This window comes from Bacillus sp. S3 (genome assembly GCF_005154805.1).
GTDB lineage: Bacteria > Bacillota > Bacilli > Bacillales > Cytobacillaceae > Neobacillus.
The window spans coordinates 3,357,864-3,375,002 of the sequence record NZ_CP039727.1; the positions used below are offsets into that span (position 1 = coordinate 3,357,864).

General features: G+C 38.2%; 21 protein-coding genes. 4 read left to right on the forward strand and 17 right to left on the reverse strand.

All coding sequences use genetic code 11. The features are described from left to right. Positions 1-6: 6 nt before the first annotated feature. The 7 genes from FAY30_RS16225 to FAY30_RS16255 form a co-directional block, all read right to left on the reverse strand. On the reverse strand, positions 7-594 hold the full coding sequence (locus tag FAY30_RS16225) for a nucleoside recognition domain-containing protein (RefSeq protein ID WP_149872748.1): 588 nt from the start codon (positions 592-594) through the stop codon (positions 7-9). Further along, positions 587-1,732, reverse strand: a complete 1,146-nt coding sequence (locus FAY30_RS16230; RefSeq protein WP_149870843.1) for a D-alanyl-D-alanine carboxypeptidase family protein — start codon at positions 1,730-1,732, stop codon at positions 587-589. The genes FAY30_RS16225 and FAY30_RS16230 overlap by 8 nt, the downstream gene beginning before the upstream one ends. A gap of 153 nt (positions 1,733-1,885) precedes the next feature. Further along, positions 1,886-2,776 carry a superoxide dismutase gene (locus FAY30_RS16235; RefSeq protein ID WP_149870844.1) on the reverse strand — a complete coding sequence of 297 codons (891 nt, stop codon included), beginning with the start codon at positions 2,774-2,776 and terminating at the stop codon, positions 1,886-1,888. 115 nt (positions 2,777-2,891) lie between these two features. Further along, complete coding sequence (locus FAY30_RS16240; RefSeq protein ID WP_149870845.1) at positions 2,892-3,380, reverse strand: YpuI family protein; 489 nt, start codon at positions 3,378-3,380, stop codon at positions 2,892-2,894. Positions 3,381-3,412: 32 nt separating this feature from the next. Beyond that, complete coding sequence (locus FAY30_RS16245; RefSeq protein ID WP_411675498.1) at positions 3,413-3,832, reverse strand: hypothetical protein; 420 nt, start codon at positions 3,830-3,832, stop codon at positions 3,413-3,415. A 105-nt stretch (positions 3,833-3,937) separates the two neighbouring features. Continuing rightward, a complete protein-coding gene (gene scpB / locus FAY30_RS16250; RefSeq protein ID WP_149870847.1) occupies positions 3,938-4,522 on the reverse strand; it encodes an SMC-Scp complex subunit ScpB in 585 nt (194 codons plus the stop codon). Further along, positions 4,509-5,279, reverse strand: coding sequence for a segregation/condensation protein A (locus tag FAY30_RS16255; RefSeq protein WP_149872749.1), 771 nt, complete (start codon positions 5,277-5,279; stop codon positions 4,509-4,511). Before FAY30_RS16255 ends, scpB begins: the two co-directional genes overlap by 14 nt. A 195-nt stretch (positions 5,280-5,474) precedes the next feature. Here FAY30_RS16255 and FAY30_RS16260 point away from each other — a divergent pair, with 195 nt between their 5' ends. Together FAY30_RS16260 and FAY30_RS16265 are read left to right on the forward strand one after the other, a co-directional pair. Next, entirely contained in the window at positions 5,475-5,561 is an 87-nt protein-coding gene (locus FAY30_RS16260) for a YjcZ family sporulation protein (RefSeq protein ID WP_149872750.1), read from the forward strand. Between the two features lie 85 nt (positions 5,562-5,646). After that, the gene (locus FAY30_RS16265) at positions 5,647-6,168 is read left to right on the forward strand and encodes a DUF309 domain-containing protein (RefSeq protein WP_149870848.1); all 522 of its coding nucleotides are present in this window, start codon (positions 5,647-5,649) and stop codon (positions 6,166-6,168) included. A 29-nt stretch (positions 6,169-6,197) separates the two neighbouring features. On the opposite strand, the gene FAY30_RS16270 is transcribed toward FAY30_RS16265, so the two are convergent. Continuing rightward, a complete protein-coding gene (locus FAY30_RS16270) occupies positions 6,198-6,548 on the reverse strand; it encodes a GNAT family N-acetyltransferase (RefSeq protein WP_149870849.1) in 351 nt (116 codons plus the stop codon). A gap of 485 nt (positions 6,549-7,033) precedes the next feature. On the opposite strand from FAY30_RS16270, the gene FAY30_RS16275 reads away from it, so the two are divergent. Together FAY30_RS16275 and FAY30_RS16280 are read left to right on the forward strand one after the other, a co-directional pair. After that, a complete protein-coding gene (locus tag FAY30_RS16275; protein ID WP_149870850.1) occupies positions 7,034-7,897 on the forward strand; it encodes a DUF1002 domain-containing protein in 864 nt (287 codons plus the stop codon). 119 nt (positions 7,898-8,016) lie between these two features. Continuing rightward, complete coding sequence (locus FAY30_RS16280) at positions 8,017-9,378, forward strand: IS1182 family transposase (RefSeq protein ID WP_149870851.1); 1,362 nt, start codon at positions 8,017-8,019, stop codon at positions 9,376-9,378. Between the two features lie 135 nt (positions 9,379-9,513). Here the strand turns inward: FAY30_RS16280 and lysA are convergent, their stop codons facing one another. From lysA to FAY30_RS16325, 9 genes are all read right to left on the reverse strand, one after another. Then, a complete protein-coding gene (lysA, locus tag FAY30_RS16285) occupies positions 9,514-10,818 on the reverse strand; it encodes a diaminopimelate decarboxylase (RefSeq protein ID WP_149870852.1) in 1,305 nt (434 codons plus the stop codon). A gap of 155 nt (positions 10,819-10,973) precedes the next feature. Beyond that, positions 10,974-12,464, reverse strand: a complete 1,491-nt coding sequence (locus tag FAY30_RS16290; protein ID WP_149870853.1) for a spore germination protein — start codon at positions 12,462-12,464, stop codon at positions 10,974-10,976. After that, positions 12,451-13,026: a stage V sporulation protein SpoVABEA gene (locus FAY30_RS16295; protein ID WP_149870854.1), complete on the reverse strand. Its 576-nt coding sequence runs from the start codon at positions 13,024-13,026 to the stop codon at positions 12,451-12,453. Before FAY30_RS16295 ends, FAY30_RS16290 begins: the two co-directional genes overlap by 14 nt. A gap of 29 nt (positions 13,027-13,055) precedes the next feature. Then, complete coding sequence (locus FAY30_RS16300) at positions 13,056-13,481, reverse strand: stage V sporulation protein AB (RefSeq protein ID WP_149870855.1); 426 nt, start codon at positions 13,479-13,481, stop codon at positions 13,056-13,058. Further along, on the reverse strand, positions 13,468-14,091 hold the full coding sequence (locus FAY30_RS16305) for a stage V sporulation protein AA (protein WP_150136692.1): 624 nt from the start codon (positions 14,089-14,091) through the stop codon (positions 13,468-13,470). The genes FAY30_RS16300 and FAY30_RS16305 overlap by 14 nt, the downstream gene beginning before the upstream one ends. Before the next feature lie 89 nt (positions 14,092-14,180). Then, positions 14,181-14,939 (reverse strand): RNA polymerase sporulation sigma factor SigF, encoded by a 759-nt coding sequence (gene sigF / locus FAY30_RS16310; protein ID WP_149870857.1) that lies wholly within the window; start codon positions 14,937-14,939, stop codon positions 14,181-14,183. Between the two features lie 12 nt (positions 14,940-14,951). After that, positions 14,952-15,392 carry an anti-sigma F factor gene (spoIIAB, locus tag FAY30_RS16315; RefSeq protein ID WP_149870858.1) on the reverse strand — a complete coding sequence of 147 codons (441 nt, stop codon included), beginning with the start codon at positions 15,390-15,392 and terminating at the stop codon, positions 14,952-14,954. Further along, a complete protein-coding gene (spoIIAA, locus tag FAY30_RS16320; protein WP_149870859.1) occupies positions 15,393-15,743 on the reverse strand; it encodes an anti-sigma F factor antagonist in 351 nt (116 codons plus the stop codon). 134 nt (positions 15,744-15,877) lie between these two features. Beyond that, positions 15,878-17,050 carry a D-alanyl-D-alanine carboxypeptidase family protein gene (locus FAY30_RS16325; protein WP_149870860.1) on the reverse strand — a complete coding sequence of 391 codons (1,173 nt, stop codon included), beginning with the start codon at positions 17,048-17,050 and terminating at the stop codon, positions 15,878-15,880. Positions 17,051-17,139: the final 89 nt, after the last annotated feature.

Consider the following 17,139-nt stretch of genomic DNA (forward strand, 5'->3'; position numbering starts at 1 on the left):
ACTTCATCATCCTTTTCTACTTCTGCGATAATAGAAATAACGGTCAATCAGCACTGCCCCTATTGCTGAAAGGATCGTTGCAATGATAGTAGGCACTACGATTTCTGTTGGTGATGCAGAATGATAGTTCATCCTTATAGCAATAACCGTAGTGGGAATAATTGTAATACTTGCAGTATTGATGGCTAAAAAGGTAACCATAGATCTGCTTGCTTCATTTCTCCCTCCATTTAATTTCTTTAGTTCCTCCATCGCCTTGATTCCCAGGGGGGTTGCAGCATTTCCTAAACCAAACATATTCGAAATCATATTAGATAGGATGTAGCCCATCGCCGGATGTTTATGGGGAACTTCAGGAAATAAGATTTTTACCAGTGGACGAAATAACTTTGACAGTTTTTCGAGGAGCCCGGACTCTTCGGCAATCCGCATCATTCCAAGCCAGAAAACAAGAACACTAATGAGACCGATACAGAGTGTGACCGCTTCTTTAGCACCATCGAAAACTGCCTTATTTACTTCTCCTATTGTCCCGTTAAACAGCGCAAATACAAATCCAATGATCATCATACCTACCCAAATGTAATTAACCATTGCCATTCACACCGACAATCGAAAGAAAAATTTCCTTTACAAAATCAAACAGACTCTTTTTCTTTTTTTCTTGAACTTTTTGGAAATAAATAGGTTCCTCCTGAACAACTTTTCCATCCAAATATACAGCTGCTTTTCCAACTATTTCTTCATTTTTCGAAACGATCCATTTTTTCTTAGATTTATTTAATTTCAATTTAACAGAAAACAAATTCATTTCATTATTAGTGGCGGGGTAAACAATTGATTTTTTTACATACAAAACACCTTTATAATATTTGGTGTTTGCTGCATCGATTTTCCCCTTTGCAACCACTTCCGCCATATCATATTCTTTAAACCCGCCTTCATACATAGATATATGGTCATTCCAATCATCCGGGCCGTTTAAAGTTACAGCAATTAAATTCATATCCCCTTTTGTGGCTGTCGTGACAAGCGTTCGTTTTGCACGTTTTGTATAGCCGGTCTTTCCGCCAGTAGTATACTTATATTTTGTTAGGAGGCGATTTTTGTTTTTCCATACCCTGTCCCAATTTTCTGTTGGATTCGGTGCTTTATATACCTTTGTCCCTGAGATTTTTTGAAAGGTTTTGTCTTTCATTGCATAGCGCATGAGGATGGCCATATCATATGCCGTAGAATAATGATTTTCATGATCATCAAGTCCATGTGGATTGGAGAAATGGGTATTATACATCCCAATTTCCTTAGCCTTTTGATTCATTAAATAGACAAAGCCATCTAAGCTTCCTCCCACCTTCTCGGCAATGGCCACAGCAGTATCATTACCAGACCGCAGCATTAAACCATAGACAAGATCGTTAAGCTTAATTTCTTCGCCAGGTTTTAAATAAACCGACGACCCTTCGGCACGAGTCGCTTGTTCGCTCACTTTAACTGTTTGATTCAATTTCCCCGATTCAATCGCAAGAATCGCTGTCATGATTTTAGTTATGCTAGCGATTCTTCTCTTTGTGTGTGCATCCTTCTCAAAGAGAACTCGTCCAGTTTTCTGCTCTATTAGCACAGCGCTTGCTGCACTTACCCCAGGAGAAGCATCAACCTTTTGAGGAATGTTAACCATAAATAGTGAGACCACGAGGGAAATTGTTAACAGTTTTGATTTCATTCTCATCCGATCAACCTCGTCTCCTTCTTAGCAATCTATCTTATTTAGCCTTGTACAATTCAATTTTATGCAAGACAAGGACTGTTATGACAATTTCATAGATAAAAAAGAAAGCATTCGATAAGGGGTCGAATGCTAAATTCATTGCTTTTTTCTGGATCAAAAGGCGGGCCACTTAATATCTGCCGCTTTTTCAAACCGAATTTCTACCTCATGCCAGTTCACGATATTCCACCAATTGTCTACATATTCTGCCCTGTTATTCTTATATTGCAGATAATAAGCATGCTCCCAAACATCGAGAACGAGGAGAGGAATTGTATCCCATTGCGTTAACAACATATGCCGCTCAGTTTGCAGTACTTCTAAATGTCTCGCTCTCGGTGACCAAACCAAAATGGCCCATCCGCCACCCTCTACTTGCTTGGCAGCTTCTGAAAACTGTTTTTTAAAGGCCTCAACACTTCCAAAATATCGTTGTACTTCTTCATTTAACAATCCTTGTGGATTTCCTCCGCCATTGGGGCTCATAACCCGCCAAAAAATTGTATGAAGATAATGACCCGATCCATGAAAGGCAAGTTCTCTAGACCAATGTTTTATCAATGAAAAATCATTGGTTTCCCTTGCCTTTTTTAAATGGAGTTCCGCCCGATTTAATCCATCAACATATGATCGGTGGTGCTTGTCGTGATGCAATTTCATGATTTCCTCTGATATATATGGCTCTAAACCATTATAGGGGTATGGCAGATCTGGAAGGGTATGCCCGCCAGGAGGGAGAGCTTTTTCTATAATCCAAATATTCCCAACCTCTTGCTTCCTTCGAAAGTAATGCTCCAATTGCTCATGGATGTTCTCGGCTTTCGCTTGCAAACTAAGCAATTCTTCTGATGATAACTCCCGGTTCGTACCTTCAATTAATTCGGTAAATTCATCAAGTTTTTCCCATAATTCAGAGTCGTGGCCAACCTTCTCTGATTGTAGAAATTGCTTCATTTGTTCATTCCAATCAAATAGTTCATTTACATATTGGCTGAAACGATCCATTCTGCTCACTCCATCTATTCAGTGTTTTGGTCATCAGGCATTCTTCCTAAAGGGTATGAGTTTTTTCAATGGTTAAGAACGAAAAAGACTGCCCATCTACTGGACAGTCATCACTTTATTTCGTTTGTATCATCTTTGTTCGGTAATCTGTTTCATAGTACTCCAGTTCTTCTCTAATTCTCTGAAAGTCTCCTTCTAAGCTCTGGATCAGTTGTACTATACTCTCCGAAACATTTCGATAAAATTTAATTGAGTTCCTTCCTGTATAGGCAGACCTGCTATCTTCAAACCATGCATCATTCTTCGGCGAGAAAAACTCTTCGATACATTGATGATAAATTTTATAAAGAGTTTTTTCTGCTGCCGCTTTTTGAAAAGGTTCGTTCAGCAAAATAATAGAGCAAGTTTCAAGACCTTCTCCACTAAATACAACTAATTTCCGTAAATTAGAAAAGACTAATTTATTGTAATTACGATCCTCATCAGTTTCTATTGATAATTGCGAAATAGTTGATTCATTTAAAAAATCCTCAAGTGTTGCGATCGACTTCGTTAAAAATTCTTTCACATCATTTAGCTGCGTTTTAACCAACGTATTTCCCATAATTACCCCCTAAATATATCCCCATGGATCGTTTATTGCGGCTGCAAGACAAACTCAAGTGGTGATCGAAGCTCATACCCTTTATTTTGTTTAACAGAAAGCAATATTTCAGGTAATTTTGTAAAATTAATATTTTGAAAATAAGCAGCAAATTCATGCTTAGAATTAATATATAGACGTTTACGGCTGCGAAGACCAGGATTTTTCAACAGACAGACAAGTGCTGCTATTTCTTTAAAATACACTTCAAATCCTTCTTGGGTAATAACCGGGTCTTGCTGATACGGAGTAAACTCAGAGATAATTTGATCAAAATACCTCACATATAGAACGTGAAGGGTTTTTTCCTCTCCATCCTCAACGAACGTCACTTCACTTCTGTTAAAAAAGTCCTCTGAAGTATTTGACTTTTCTTTTTCTAATTCAAAACCTTTACACTCTTTAATTAGCAACTTCATCCCGCTCCTCATCGAAATGCCCAATTCTTCTTGGATAACTGAATAACCATTATGAAAACGTATATTTATTTTAGCATAAAAACTTCCTGTGATTGTAGTTTAGGAATTAATTGTTTCTGTAAATTTCTCAAAAAACAGGTCTGCTTCTTCTTGGATAAATTCTTCCTCCACTTTTTCCGGAAGCTGTGGAAGCTCTTTGAGACTTTTTAAACCAAAATAATCAAGAAATTCCTTTGTTGTACCATATAGAAAAGCCCTTCCTGTCCCTTCAGCCCTGCCAACCTCCTTAATTAATATCTTTGATACAAGTGTATGCAGCGGCCTTTCCGTTTTCACACCGCGAATCTCCTCAATTTCAGCACGGGTAATGGGCTGTTTATAGGCAATAATGGCCAACGTCTCTAACGCTGCCTGAGACAGTGTAGATGTATGGGGAGAATCGACTAGCTTCTTTAAATAGACCGCATTTTCTTTCTTAGTTGCAAGTTGGTAGGTTCCAGCCAGTTGGACAACCATTATGCCTCTATTCGCTTCTTCATATTCCTTCCTTAAGTTCTCAATCAGTTCATTTACTCTAAGTTCATCTACTTCCAAAACCTCCGCTAGCTGCTTTAGCGAAAGGCCCTCATCACCGGCTGCAAATAATAGGCTTTCAAGTATGCTGCTCCAATTAATTATTTCCAACTGCTTCTGCCCCTTTCTTTACAGCTTCCACAAAGATGTCACCAAAGTTTCCGTTCTGTTCCACGTCGATCACGTTTCTCTTAATAAGTTCCAATATAGCCAGAAACGTTACAACTATATGATCCTTAGCGGGATATGGAAATAATTCATTAAAGTTTTTTCTTCCTTTAAGCTGTTTTAATTCAACCATAATTTCTGTCATTCTTTTTTCTATCGATATTTCTTGACGGGCAATTTTTGTTGTCATTGGCCGCTGCAATTTCTTCCTTCGCAGAAGCTTCTGGAAGGCAGCAAGCATATCGTACAAAGAGACATTTAATTCTGCTTTTTCCGGCTGTTTTTCTTTTGCAAAATCAGAAAGATCACTTGGCGGCTTGGTATACATAAGTCCTCGTTCTTCTTCCATTGTTTTCAGGTCATGTGCAGCCTCTTTATATTTTCGATACTCAATTAAGCGCTCAACAAGCTCTTCCCTCGGGTCTTCTTCGTACGTCAGTTCAGAATCAGCCTCATCGAATACCTCTTCATGCTTTGGTAAAAGCATCTTACTTTTAATTACGAGTAATGTAGCCGCCATTACTAAAAATTCACTGGCAACATCAAGTTGCAGTTCATTCATCGTTTTAATATATAGGAAGTATTGCTCGGTAATTTCAGCAACTGGAATATCATAGATATCAATTTCGAGCCGATTAATTAAATGGAGAAGCAAATCTAACGGCCCTTCAAACGCATCAATCTTCACCTGATATGGCATGTTCATTCACCAAAATTCTTAAAAAATAAATTTTTGTACACCATGTATAGTATAGAGGATTCCGAAGGGGTTATCCAATAGAAAAATCACCTATCATACTTTCTATTGAAAACAGGATGTTTGCCCATAACAATGGACAATACTCCTACATAAAATGACAAGGAAACGAATAAAAAATATGTAGGAGGTTTTAATATGGATGGCGCATATGGCGGCGGCTTCGCCTTAATTGTTGTTTTATTCATTTTATTAATTATCGTTGGTGCTGCTTGGGTTTACTAAGTAATAAGCGCAATATGAGGCCCGTCAATTTTGGCGGGCTTTTATGTTAAAATAGAAATTACATAAACTGCTTAGGAGTGATTGCTTGTATCCAAAAGAGTATATCCAATTTTTAGCCCATTTTCATGGAGACCGGGATTATTTTGAATGTCATGAAATACTTGAGGAATATTGGAAAAACACAGATTGCCGAAATAAATCATCTATCTGGGTTGGTCTCATATTATTAGCGGTTTCTACCTATCATCACCGCAGGAGCAATTTCAATGGGGCAAGAAGGACATTAGAAAAGGCAATAAAGATTTTTGAGACACAGGCTGGCTGGTTAAGAAAACTTGGCTTGGAGAAGCAGCTCCTAAATGATTTATTAACAGTCCGTTTATCCTTAATTGAAAAAGAGGCAGCCTATAGCAGTTTTGATTTACCGATTTGTGACTCAACGCTGCTAAAAATGTGCGAAAACTATTGTGTAAAAGCAGGTTTTCCCTGGGGAAAAGATAGTGATTACACTAATATCAGCCTCATTCATCGCCATACCTTACGGGATCGATCAGGCGTTATCGAGGAAAGACATCAGTCCTTGAAAATGCGGAAAGGCAAAGAATAATTTATTCTCTGCCTTTTGATATAGTCTAACTAGCAAACATCACATTTTTCAATAAATGCCGCCGTATTTTCATTTGAGATTATTTCCTTGTCTGCATACATTTCTTTCAATGCCTTCACCATTTTTTTCCCAATACCCTGAAAACGATGGGAAGGGTTTACTGATATATGCTGAATCACCAAGGCATTCGCATCATTCTGATAAAGAATACCAAGAAGTCCAATTATGTCTTCTTCTTTCCACAAAAAAAGCTGCCAATCCTCTTCGGTCTCATATTCCTTCATTGTGATCTGGAGCTTCTTCAAATCCTTTTCATTTGGCATAAAGGACAATAAACCCATGGCGATTTTTTCGAATGTCTTCTTATAACGAATTAACATTTTGATCCCTCATTATATTAAATAAACCGATGAAATTCCTGGTTTAACAATAGTATATTTTTTCCAAAAAAATCATTACTAATCATTATACATTATATGTAGTAGATTTTATTATGTTTCACTAAACACAATCATACATAAATTAAAGGCAATCATCAAATACAAAAATTTCTATCGATTAGGTGCAATAAAAAGCCAGTAGATTAATCCCCATATGACCGAAATACCAATAAGGACACCAAACAAAATCCAATTCTTTCTCATGAAAACTTATCCCCCAAAAGAGTTCTTTCCTGCCACCATTCTACACTAAATAACAAAAATAATCTATTTCCACTTTCAAAGATGTAAATTAAACCATAAATATTTTTAAAACTATGAAACTTCCAGAGTAAATTTTTCGTTTATATTAAGGGTTTCGGTTATATTAGTAAAAGAGCTATAAAAAACCTTTTTCTTATGGATACACTTCAAGGAGGCAAACAATGAAAAAAATAATCGTTCTTCTGCTATCAATGATGATATTCACTCTGCCCAACCACAGCTTTGCAGACATGGCAGAGGGGGATATGATTGTTACCTTAGGCGAAAATTTAACGGAAACACAAAAAACTACCCTGCTAGAAGAAATGGGTGCACCAACAGACGTCCAAATTGTCACTGTATCGAATCAAGAGGAGCATCAATATTTAGGGAACTATGTCGCAAAATCACTTATCGGCACTAAGGCCATCTCCTCCTCAGCCATTACCATTGCACCTAAAGGGTCAGGGATAACGGTAAAAACCAAGAACATTAACTGGGTTACGGATGAAATGTATGTCAATGCCTTGATTACCGCAGGGGTTAAAGATGCCAATATCTATATTACAGCCCCTATATCTGTTTCCGGAACCGCAGCCCTAACAGGCATTATCAAGGCATATGAAATTTCAGCCGATAAAACGATTCCAGAAGAGGTAAAACAGGCTGCGAATCAAGAAATGGTAGAAACCGCCAAACTCGGTGACTCCATCGGTGAAAAGAATGCTGCTGCCCTAATTGCAAAAGTAAAAGAAGAAATTGCTAAAAACAAACCGAAAAATGATGAAGAACTACGAAAAATTATTGAACAGGCTGCAAAAGATTTAAATGTAACCCTTACCGCTGATGAAATGCAAAGGCTGATTGACTTTTTTAACAAACTGAAGGATTTAAACATTGACTGGAACCAAGTAAGCGATCAGCTTAATAAAGCGAAAGACCGGATTTCAAAATTCCTGCAATCCGAAGAAGGTCAGGGATTTTTAGAAAAAATCAAGCAATTTTTCATTTGGCTTATCGATGCAATAAAATCTATTTTTTCATAAGAAAAGCTGCCGCATTGCGGCAGCTTCAGACTGTAGACAAATCCCCCATTTTTTGGGGATTTGCCTACAGTTTTTTTGTATAATGAAGATACTATTAATTTTGTAAGGTGATGAAGAAAATGCTAACGAAAAATACTCAGATGAATCGGGATCAATTAGAAATGATAACTCTTGAACAGTTAGTCCCGGAGAACCATTTGGTCCGAAAAGTTGAAGCTGCTATAGATTTTTCATTTATATATCCTCTTGTTCAAGAGATGTACTCTGCTGAACGAGGACGTCCAAGTATCGATCCTGTTGTATTAATTAAGATGGCATTTATTCAATATATGTTCGGTATTCGCTCGATGCGAAAAACGATAGAAGAAATTGAAACGAACCTAGCTTATCGTTGGTTTCTTGGGTATGGATTCCATGATAAGGTGCCTCACTTCTCCACTTTCGGTAAAAACTATGAACGCCGATTTAAGGATACAGACTTATTTGAACAGATATTTTACAGAATTCTAAAGCAGGCAGCCGAAAAGAAACTGGTAAGTAGCGAACACGTTTTTATTGATTCTACGCACGTGAAGGCAAGTGCAAATAAGCGTAAATTTGAGAAAAAGGTAGTTCGTAAGGAAACGAAAGCATATCAAGAACGTCTCCAACAAGAAATCAATGGTGATCGTGAAGAACATGGGAAAAAGCCTTTCCCACCTGACAAATTTGAAAAGGAAGAAACGAAGGAAATCAAGGAAAGTACCACGGACCCAGAAAGTGGGTATTACGTGAAGGACGAGCGGACGAAGCAATTTGCCTATTCTTTTCATGCAGCTGCCGATAAAAATGGCTTTGTCCTAGGCGCGATTGTCACCCCTGGTAATGTTCATGATAGTACGATGTTAGAGCCTCTTCTTGAAAAAGTCATAGAGAACTCAAGGAAACCTGCTGCTGTTGCTGCTGACGCTGGATACAAAACACCTGCAATTGCTCAATACTTAATTGAAAATGAGATTCGCCCTGCTTTACCTTATACCCGCCCTCGTACAAAAGAAGGTTATTTGAAAAAGAACGATTTTGTTTATGATGAGCACTATGATTGCTACCTTTGTCCGGGAGGACAAGAGTTAAAATATAGCACGACAACGAAGGAAGGATACCGGCAGTATTTTTCGAATCCAGCTCATTGTAAAGAGTGCCCGTTTTTATCCCAATGTACACAAAGTAAAAACCATCAAAAGCTACTTCAACGGCATGTTTGGGAAGAGTATCTTGAGGAAGCTGAACACCTTCGGCATACAGACGAAAATAAAATAATCTACGCTCGACGCAAAGAAACGATTGAACGTGTATTTGCAGATGCGAAAGAGAAGCATGGGATGCGATGGACAACTTTAAGGGGACTTAAAAAATTGTCTATGCAGGCGATGCTTACTTTTGCTGCCATGAATTTAAAGAAGATGGCAAACTGGACTTGGGTTAATCCAACAATGGTATAAAAAACGACCCCGGAGGGGTCTGTACAAAGAAAATTGAGCAAAAAATACTTAAGAATAACAAAAGGCATCCGAACAGGCTTATTCGGAATGCCTTTTGTCGACAATCTGAAGCTGCCGCATTGCGGCAGCTTTTCTTTATTTGAGTGGCAGATCGAGCCTTACTAAATCCTCATACGTTTCTCTTTTTACAACAAGAGTGGCTTTTCCGTTTTCAACAAATACGACAGCAGGCCGCGGAATCCGGTTATAGTTGTTCGACATGGAATAGCCATATGCACCTGTGCAAAATACGGCAAGAATATCCTCTTCTCCTGCCTCGGGAAGTGGTAAATCCCAAATTAACATATCACCCGATTCACAGCATTTCCCGGCAATTGAGACGGTTTCATCGGCTTTAGCTAATGGTTTATTAGCAAGGACCGCTTCATATTTCGCTTGATAAAGAGCTGGGCGAATATTATCACTCATTCCGCCATCAACAGCTAAATATTTACGGACGCCTGGAACTTCTTTTGAAGAACCGACCTGATATAGGGTAATACCGGCATCACCAACAAGTGACCGGCCAGGCTCTATCCAGATTTCCGGCATAGTTAATGCGTGCTGTTCGGCCAATTTTTTCACCTCAGTAATAATCTCCCTTACATATTGGGATGGGGGTATTGGCTCATCCTCTTTTGTATAACGAATCCCAAAACCGCCGCCCAAGTTCAGCACTTTTGCCTCAAAGGAAAACTCATGTTTCCACTGTTCCATCTTTTCAACAATTTTTTTTGCAGCCAGCAAAAACCCGGTTGTTTCAAAAATTTGTGAACCAATATGGCAATGAATTCCGAGAACATCAAAATTTTTAAGCTGAATCGCCATTTTTAATGCCTCTTCCGCCTGTCCATTTTGAAGATCAAAACCAAATTTTGAATCTTCTTGTCCAGTTAAAATGTAGTCATGGGTGTGTGCCTCAATTCCAGGTGTAACCCTTAATAAAATACTAACATTCACATGTTTCTTTTGACAGATTGTTTTTAATAGTTCCAGTTCTGTAAAATTATCAACTACTATACAACCAACTTTGTGGTCTAATGCCATTTCCAATTCTTCCCGGCTTTTATTATTTCCGTGAAAATGAATTTTTTCTACCGGAAATCCGGCTTTTATGGCCGTGTACAATTCTCCGCCGGACACAACATCGAGTGATAGCCCCTCTTCCTCTGCAATCTGGATCATGGCAATCGTTGAAAATGCTTTACTGGCATAAGCAACCTGTGCCTTTACATTAAGTTCTTCGAATGTTTGTTTAAATCCTCGTGCTCTTTCTCTCATTAAGGCGACATCATACACATAAAGCGGTGTTCCATATTGCTGCGCTAATTCGACAGCATCAACCCCGCCTATTTCTAAATGCCCGTTTTTATTTACCCCAGTTGACCCATAAAAATACATTCTATTCCCTCTCTCCGTAAACAACTCACTTTAGTTTATGTAGTCCATTATAATAAATAAATAGACAGAATCTCCATAAGATACTGCCTATTTTTAAATTTTTTATCCCTTTATTTAATTAAAATTACTTTAGCATAACAGAAAAAAAACCGCAATTATTTCTCATTCGCCTTTGGCGGCTGCCGGTAACGATTCCGCGGGTGGACAATACTAGGTCTAAGTAATGATCCAGGGATCGCCCTGCGGAAGACAATCTGCATAAATCCTTTTGGTTCAAAAGGAAGAAATGGCCAAAAGTATGGTGTATTTAGCGCACGCATTTTTACAACAAATAAAAACATTAATGTGCTGCCTATGATTAATCCTGGCGTATGGAAGATCGCTACCAATATCATTAATGCCATTCTGGCCATTTTATTGGCCACACCTAATTCATAGCTTGGAGTTGTAAATGTTCCTATACCTGCCACTGCCACATAAAGGATTACCTCAGGAACGAATAGACCAACGTCAATCGCGATTTGACCAATCAACACAGCAGCAATTAAGCCCATTGCGGTTGATAACGGAGTCGGGGTATGAATGGCTGCCATCCTTAAAAATTCGATACCGAAATCGGCCATGATTAATTGAACCACAACAGGAATATTAGTTTGTTCATTCGGACCTATAAAGGAGACCTTTTCAGGTAATAAGGACGGCTCCAAAACGAATAGTAACCATAACGGAAGTAACACAATCGACGCAAGAACACCTAAAAACCGCGTCCAACGGACAAATGTCCCCATTGCCGGTGATTCTCGAAATTCTTCAGCATGCTGAACATGATGAAAATAAGTGGTTGGCGAGATAATGACACTTGGTGAGGTATCACAATAAATAATCACATGACCTTCTAAAATATGAGCTGCCGCCACATCTGCTCTTTCGGTATATCTAACCATTGGAAACGGATTCCATCCTTGTTTAACGATAAACTCTTCAATGGTTTTATCTCCCATAGGAATTCCGTCAACATCGATTGCTAGAATTTCCTTACGTAGAATATTTAATAAATCAGCGTCTGCTACGTCTTCTAAATAACCAAGAGCTACATCCGTTTTTGAACGCTTTCCTACATGAAGCATTTCAAAGCGAAGCCGTTCATCTCGGATTCTCCTTCTTGTTAATGCTGTGTTGAGAATAATATTTTCGACAAATCCATCACGAGATCCTCGAACAACCTTTTCCGTATCAGGCTCCTGCGGGGATCTGCCAGGATAGCTCCTTACGTCGACGACAAGTGCAGTATTTTGCCCTTCCATCACAATGGCAATTAATCCTGACAGGACTTGAGTGACTATTTTATCAAGTGTTTTAACCTGTTCAACCGACTGGTTAACAAGTCTATTATCAATAATTTTAAATAAATCTGTTGATAATTTTTCATGATCATTGATCTCTACTAATTCTTCAATCAGCTGAATGATATATAACGAATCACATAATCCATTTACATAATAGATATGAACATCTTTTTTAAGAATTTTTAACTTTCTAATCCCTATATCAAAACTTACCCCAAGGCCTGCACGTTGTTTCATATAGTTTTCAATTTCATTTACGGATTCCGGGACCGGCCACATTTGCTCATTATTTCTTGCCATGAAAGCCACTCCTTTCAAGGATTATTTCCACTGCTTTTTTTGTAATTGGTGAACCAAGTTTATAAGAGTCACGCCTTGCCATTTTGCCAATATCACCAATTCCTACGATAATGGGGATGTCTAGTTCATCAAGACAGTAAACGGTATCCCCATTTATTCTCCCGATTTCAAGTTCTGCTATACCATATTTATCAACACCATACGGCGTAAGCTCTCCCTCGCGGTCAATACTTACGTCTACCCTTGTCCACTCCTCATGTCTCGATTTTGCGGCTACCGCAATAACCCCAAGGACCTCTATATCTTTATGTAATGCTACAAACTTTAGTGCTGATTCACCCGCTCCTTCCCCTACAATGCCGCTATCATCAAACATCACCAATACAGGATCATGGGGGGCCTTTTTTATTAACTTAACGATTTCCGGACCCGTTAGTGTAGAAGGATTCCCATGAGAATAGGAAATGCAGCGTCCGCCAATCTCCTTTGCAACATACTCAACAGCTCTTCTTGCATAATCATCACCATCTGTTACTAATATGACCCGCCTCCGATTACTCATACTTTGATGTCCTTTCATAACAAACCCTTTTAATGATGAACAAAATAAAGCCATTGAAAAATAGCTCCAAATATTTTTCCAAATACAATTGCCATGATTAATATGATAATTTGCCCATCCAGCCGAATCCTTTTCGCCAGAATGGGGAAAACATTTAATACTTCTGTCAATGCAGCTCCCAGCATCCCAACAAATATTCCGCCAGTAATACCCAACAGAATTAAAAAAAAGGATGGAATATGCAATACTGGATCTCTTAGGCTTCCGATGACTCCTGCTAAAGCACCGGTTACAACAGCCCATTCATACTGATGAATCATTTTCATTGTCTTACTTAACTGCATCAGCCTTGGAATTACTCCAAGTACGGTAAGAAACGCCACAAAACCAGAACCTACGGCTAATCCACTTGCTAATCCAATAAATAATACTGCCAATATTTTAATCGTTGTCATTAAGCCGTTTCATACTTTCTTTGTTTTCATGAATAATGACATAATTGTCTAAATCCATTTGATAATTAAACATTTCTACTTCAAGTGGACTTGGTTCTTCATTTAGCCGCTTCTTAAATACATGATTGAAAAATAGAATCATGCCTAGACCGAGACCAATGGAATAAGGTATTTGAAAAAGTAATGGCTTCGTGTCCTTCTCACCCGTGATGATGGTATAGATTTTTTCATGGACACTTTGCATACTGACATCATCATGAAAATTCATGATAGTCATAGCTGATCCAAAAAATAATAGGATCCATATTAAAAGAAAAAAAGGAATAGAAACACCTTTCTTTTTAAATGTTACTTCAATAATCGTTTGTGCAGGGCCAATGGTTTGAACTTCCAAATCTCCAAATTTGTTAGTAATTAATTCGATAACTTTCATTACATCAATAACAACAATATTTCGATCCTTTGGGGTTAATTGATGGATCATCATCGTTTCTAAAATTGGTCGTATGGCTTCAGGGGCAATAATTTGAGCAGCATCCTTTAATAAAACTTTTTCTTCCGGCTCGGCTTGAACACGATTCCGCATGCGAATGTAGATTGTTTTTTCCAAAACATTCACTTCCCACACAATGATTTCCTTGAATGTAGTATGAGTAATGCTCCCATATTTCATGTATATAAAAGAAAAAACCGTATGGATTAGAGATCCATACGGTCTTTCATTTGCTGTAAAATCTTTTTTTCCAGTCTCGATACCTGAACTTGAGAAATTCCAAGTCTAAGAGCCACTTCTGACTGGGTTTGATCTTTATAATATCTCAAATAAACAATAAGTCTTTCCCGTTCGTCCAATTCACGAATGGCTTCTTTTAAAGCAATTTTATCAAACCATTTCCCTTCATTACCGTCATCAATTTGGTCTAGTAATGTAATTGGATCCCCATCGTTTTCATAAACGGTTTCATGAATGGATGAAGGCGTCCTGCTTGCTTCCTGAGCCAGGATTACATCTTCAGGAGTTAGTTCCAAATGCGCTGAAATTTCATTAACAGTAGGTATTCTCCCAAGTATCTTAGATAGTTCATCCTTTGCCTTTCGAATTTTGTTCCCCATCTCTTTCAGCGATCGGCTTACCTTCACGGTTCCATCATCGCGGATAAATCGTTGAATTTCACCAATGATCATCGGAACAGCATATGTGGAGAACTTAACATCATAAGAAAGATCAAACTTATCAACTGATTTTAATAATCCTATACAACCAATTTGAAACAAGTCATCCGGGTCATAGCCCCTATTTAAAAACCGTTGGACAACAGACCAAACGAGCCTCATATTTTTTTCAACAATTAAATCTCTAGCTTCCTGGTCCCCTTCTTGACTCTTTTTAATGAGCTCTTTCACTTCATGATCCTTTAAATACGTTTGTTTATTTTCGTTCTTGACCTCCACATCCATTGGCAAGTCTCCTTAATTGCAAAGCATTTTGCTGGAATTTAAATGCTTCCGTAATTTAACCTCGGTTCCTCGGCCTGGCTGCGTGTGAACCTCTACCACATCCATGAAGTTTTCCATGATGGTGAATCCCATACCGGACCGTTCCAATTCCGGCTTTGTTGTAAATAAGGGCTGACGCGCTTCCTCTACATCTACAATTCCTAAACCAACATCCTTAATGGTCATATCAATCAGGCTATCCTCAATGGAAACCTGAATATATACAATTCCATTAGGATCATTTTCATAGCCATGAATAATCGCATTGGTAACTGCTTCTGAAACAACTGTTTTAATCTCAGTCAGCTCATCCATTGTCGGGTCAAGCTGAGCAATAAAGGCTGCAACGGTTACACGGGCAAATGATTCATTTTGACTTAAAGCACTGAACTCTAGCTTCATTTCATTCTTCATTCAGGCTACCCCCAATCTTTGCAAAGCAAATTCCTCTGTCGGTTCCATTTTGATAATTTTAAATAAACCAGACATATCGAATAATCTTTGTATTGCTGGGGAAATTGCACAAACGACCATTTCACCATGAACCTGTTTAATTTGTTTGTATCTTCCTAAAATAACCCCTAATCCAGAGCTATCCATGAAAGAAAGCTGTTCAAGATTTAAAACAATATGACGAATTTCATTTTTTTCAATAATAGCTGCTGCCTGCTCACGAAGTTCATCCGCAGTATGGTGATCCAATTCACCACTTAAGCGAATACATAAAACATCATGTTTAGTTTCCATATCAATGTTAAGACTCACTATCCCCGTCCTCCTTATTCTGGTATAGTGAGTCAATTCGCTTTACAAACGGTAATCTCCTTCTATATATACAAAACTAGTCGTAATTCGCTAAAATTAGTAATGTATCTTGATGTTTCGACACGCACCGTCCGTTACTTTCCAGCCTTTGTAAACATTCCGAATGAACGTTTGTAAAGTGTCCACCATCCTGCTTCCTTAACACTCTTACCTGCTACTAACGGACTTTCCAGGATGACTTTTCCGTTCTTAATGAGCTTTATTGTCCCTACTTTATCACCCTTTGTAATAGGAGCGTTTAGATTTTTTTGTATGACAATCTTTTGTTTCACATCCGCTGTCTTTTCCCCTTTTTTTGTCAATAACGATAATGGTTCGCTTGTCACAGCCTCAATAGACTTATCCTTCCCCTTGCTTATTTTCGCCTGACCAATGGTTTGATTTCGTTTAAACATCGGATGTGTTTGATATTGGGCAAAGGCATAATTAAGCATTTTGGTAACTTGTGCATTTCTTTCTTTTGATGTTGGAGCACCAAAAACAACGGCAATCACACGCATACCATCTTTTTGAGCTGTTGCCGTTAGGCAGTATTTTGCTTCTGCAGTAAAGCCTGTTTTCAGGCCATCGACACCAGGGTAAAAACGTACTAATTTATTGGTGTTAACGAGCCAGAATTTTTTGTCTGTATTTTCGCGAAGGTATGCTTCATACATACCAGTAAATTTTGTAATGTCTTCATATTTTAAAAGCTCTTTTGCCATTACGGCCATGTCTGCTGCTGAGCTGTAATGACCACTTACAGGAAGTCCAGTTGTATTTTTAAAGAATGTATCCTTTAACCCCAATTCTTTTACTTTATCGTTCATCATATCAACAAACGCGTCTTCAGAGCCGGCGATTTTTTCAGCCATCGCAACAGATGCATCATTTCCGGAACCAATCGCGATTCCACTTAACATTTCCTTTGTTGTCATCTCTTCTCCAGGTTCAAGGAAAATTTGTGATCCTCCCATAGAGGCTGCATATTCGCTAGTGCGAATTTTTTCATCCCATGTCAGCTTTCCTTGATCCAGAGCTTCCATGATTAGAAGCATGGTCATGATTTTAGTCATACTGGCAGGCGGCAGCTTTTCATTCCCATTTTTCTCATAGAGAACTGTTCCTGTATCCCGTTCAATTAAAATAGCAGATTTAACATTACTGACGATATCAGTACTCTTTTTTTCTTCGGCAGCAAAAGCAGATGGACTCCATAAACTAGTAAGTAAAAAAGACGTCACTATGAAAGAGACAAATCGTTTCATTCGCATAACCCTCCATTCTTTATAGCCTCCATTTTTTCCAAAATAAATTACTTTATACAATAATTTCCTCCAACAACACAAAAAAATAG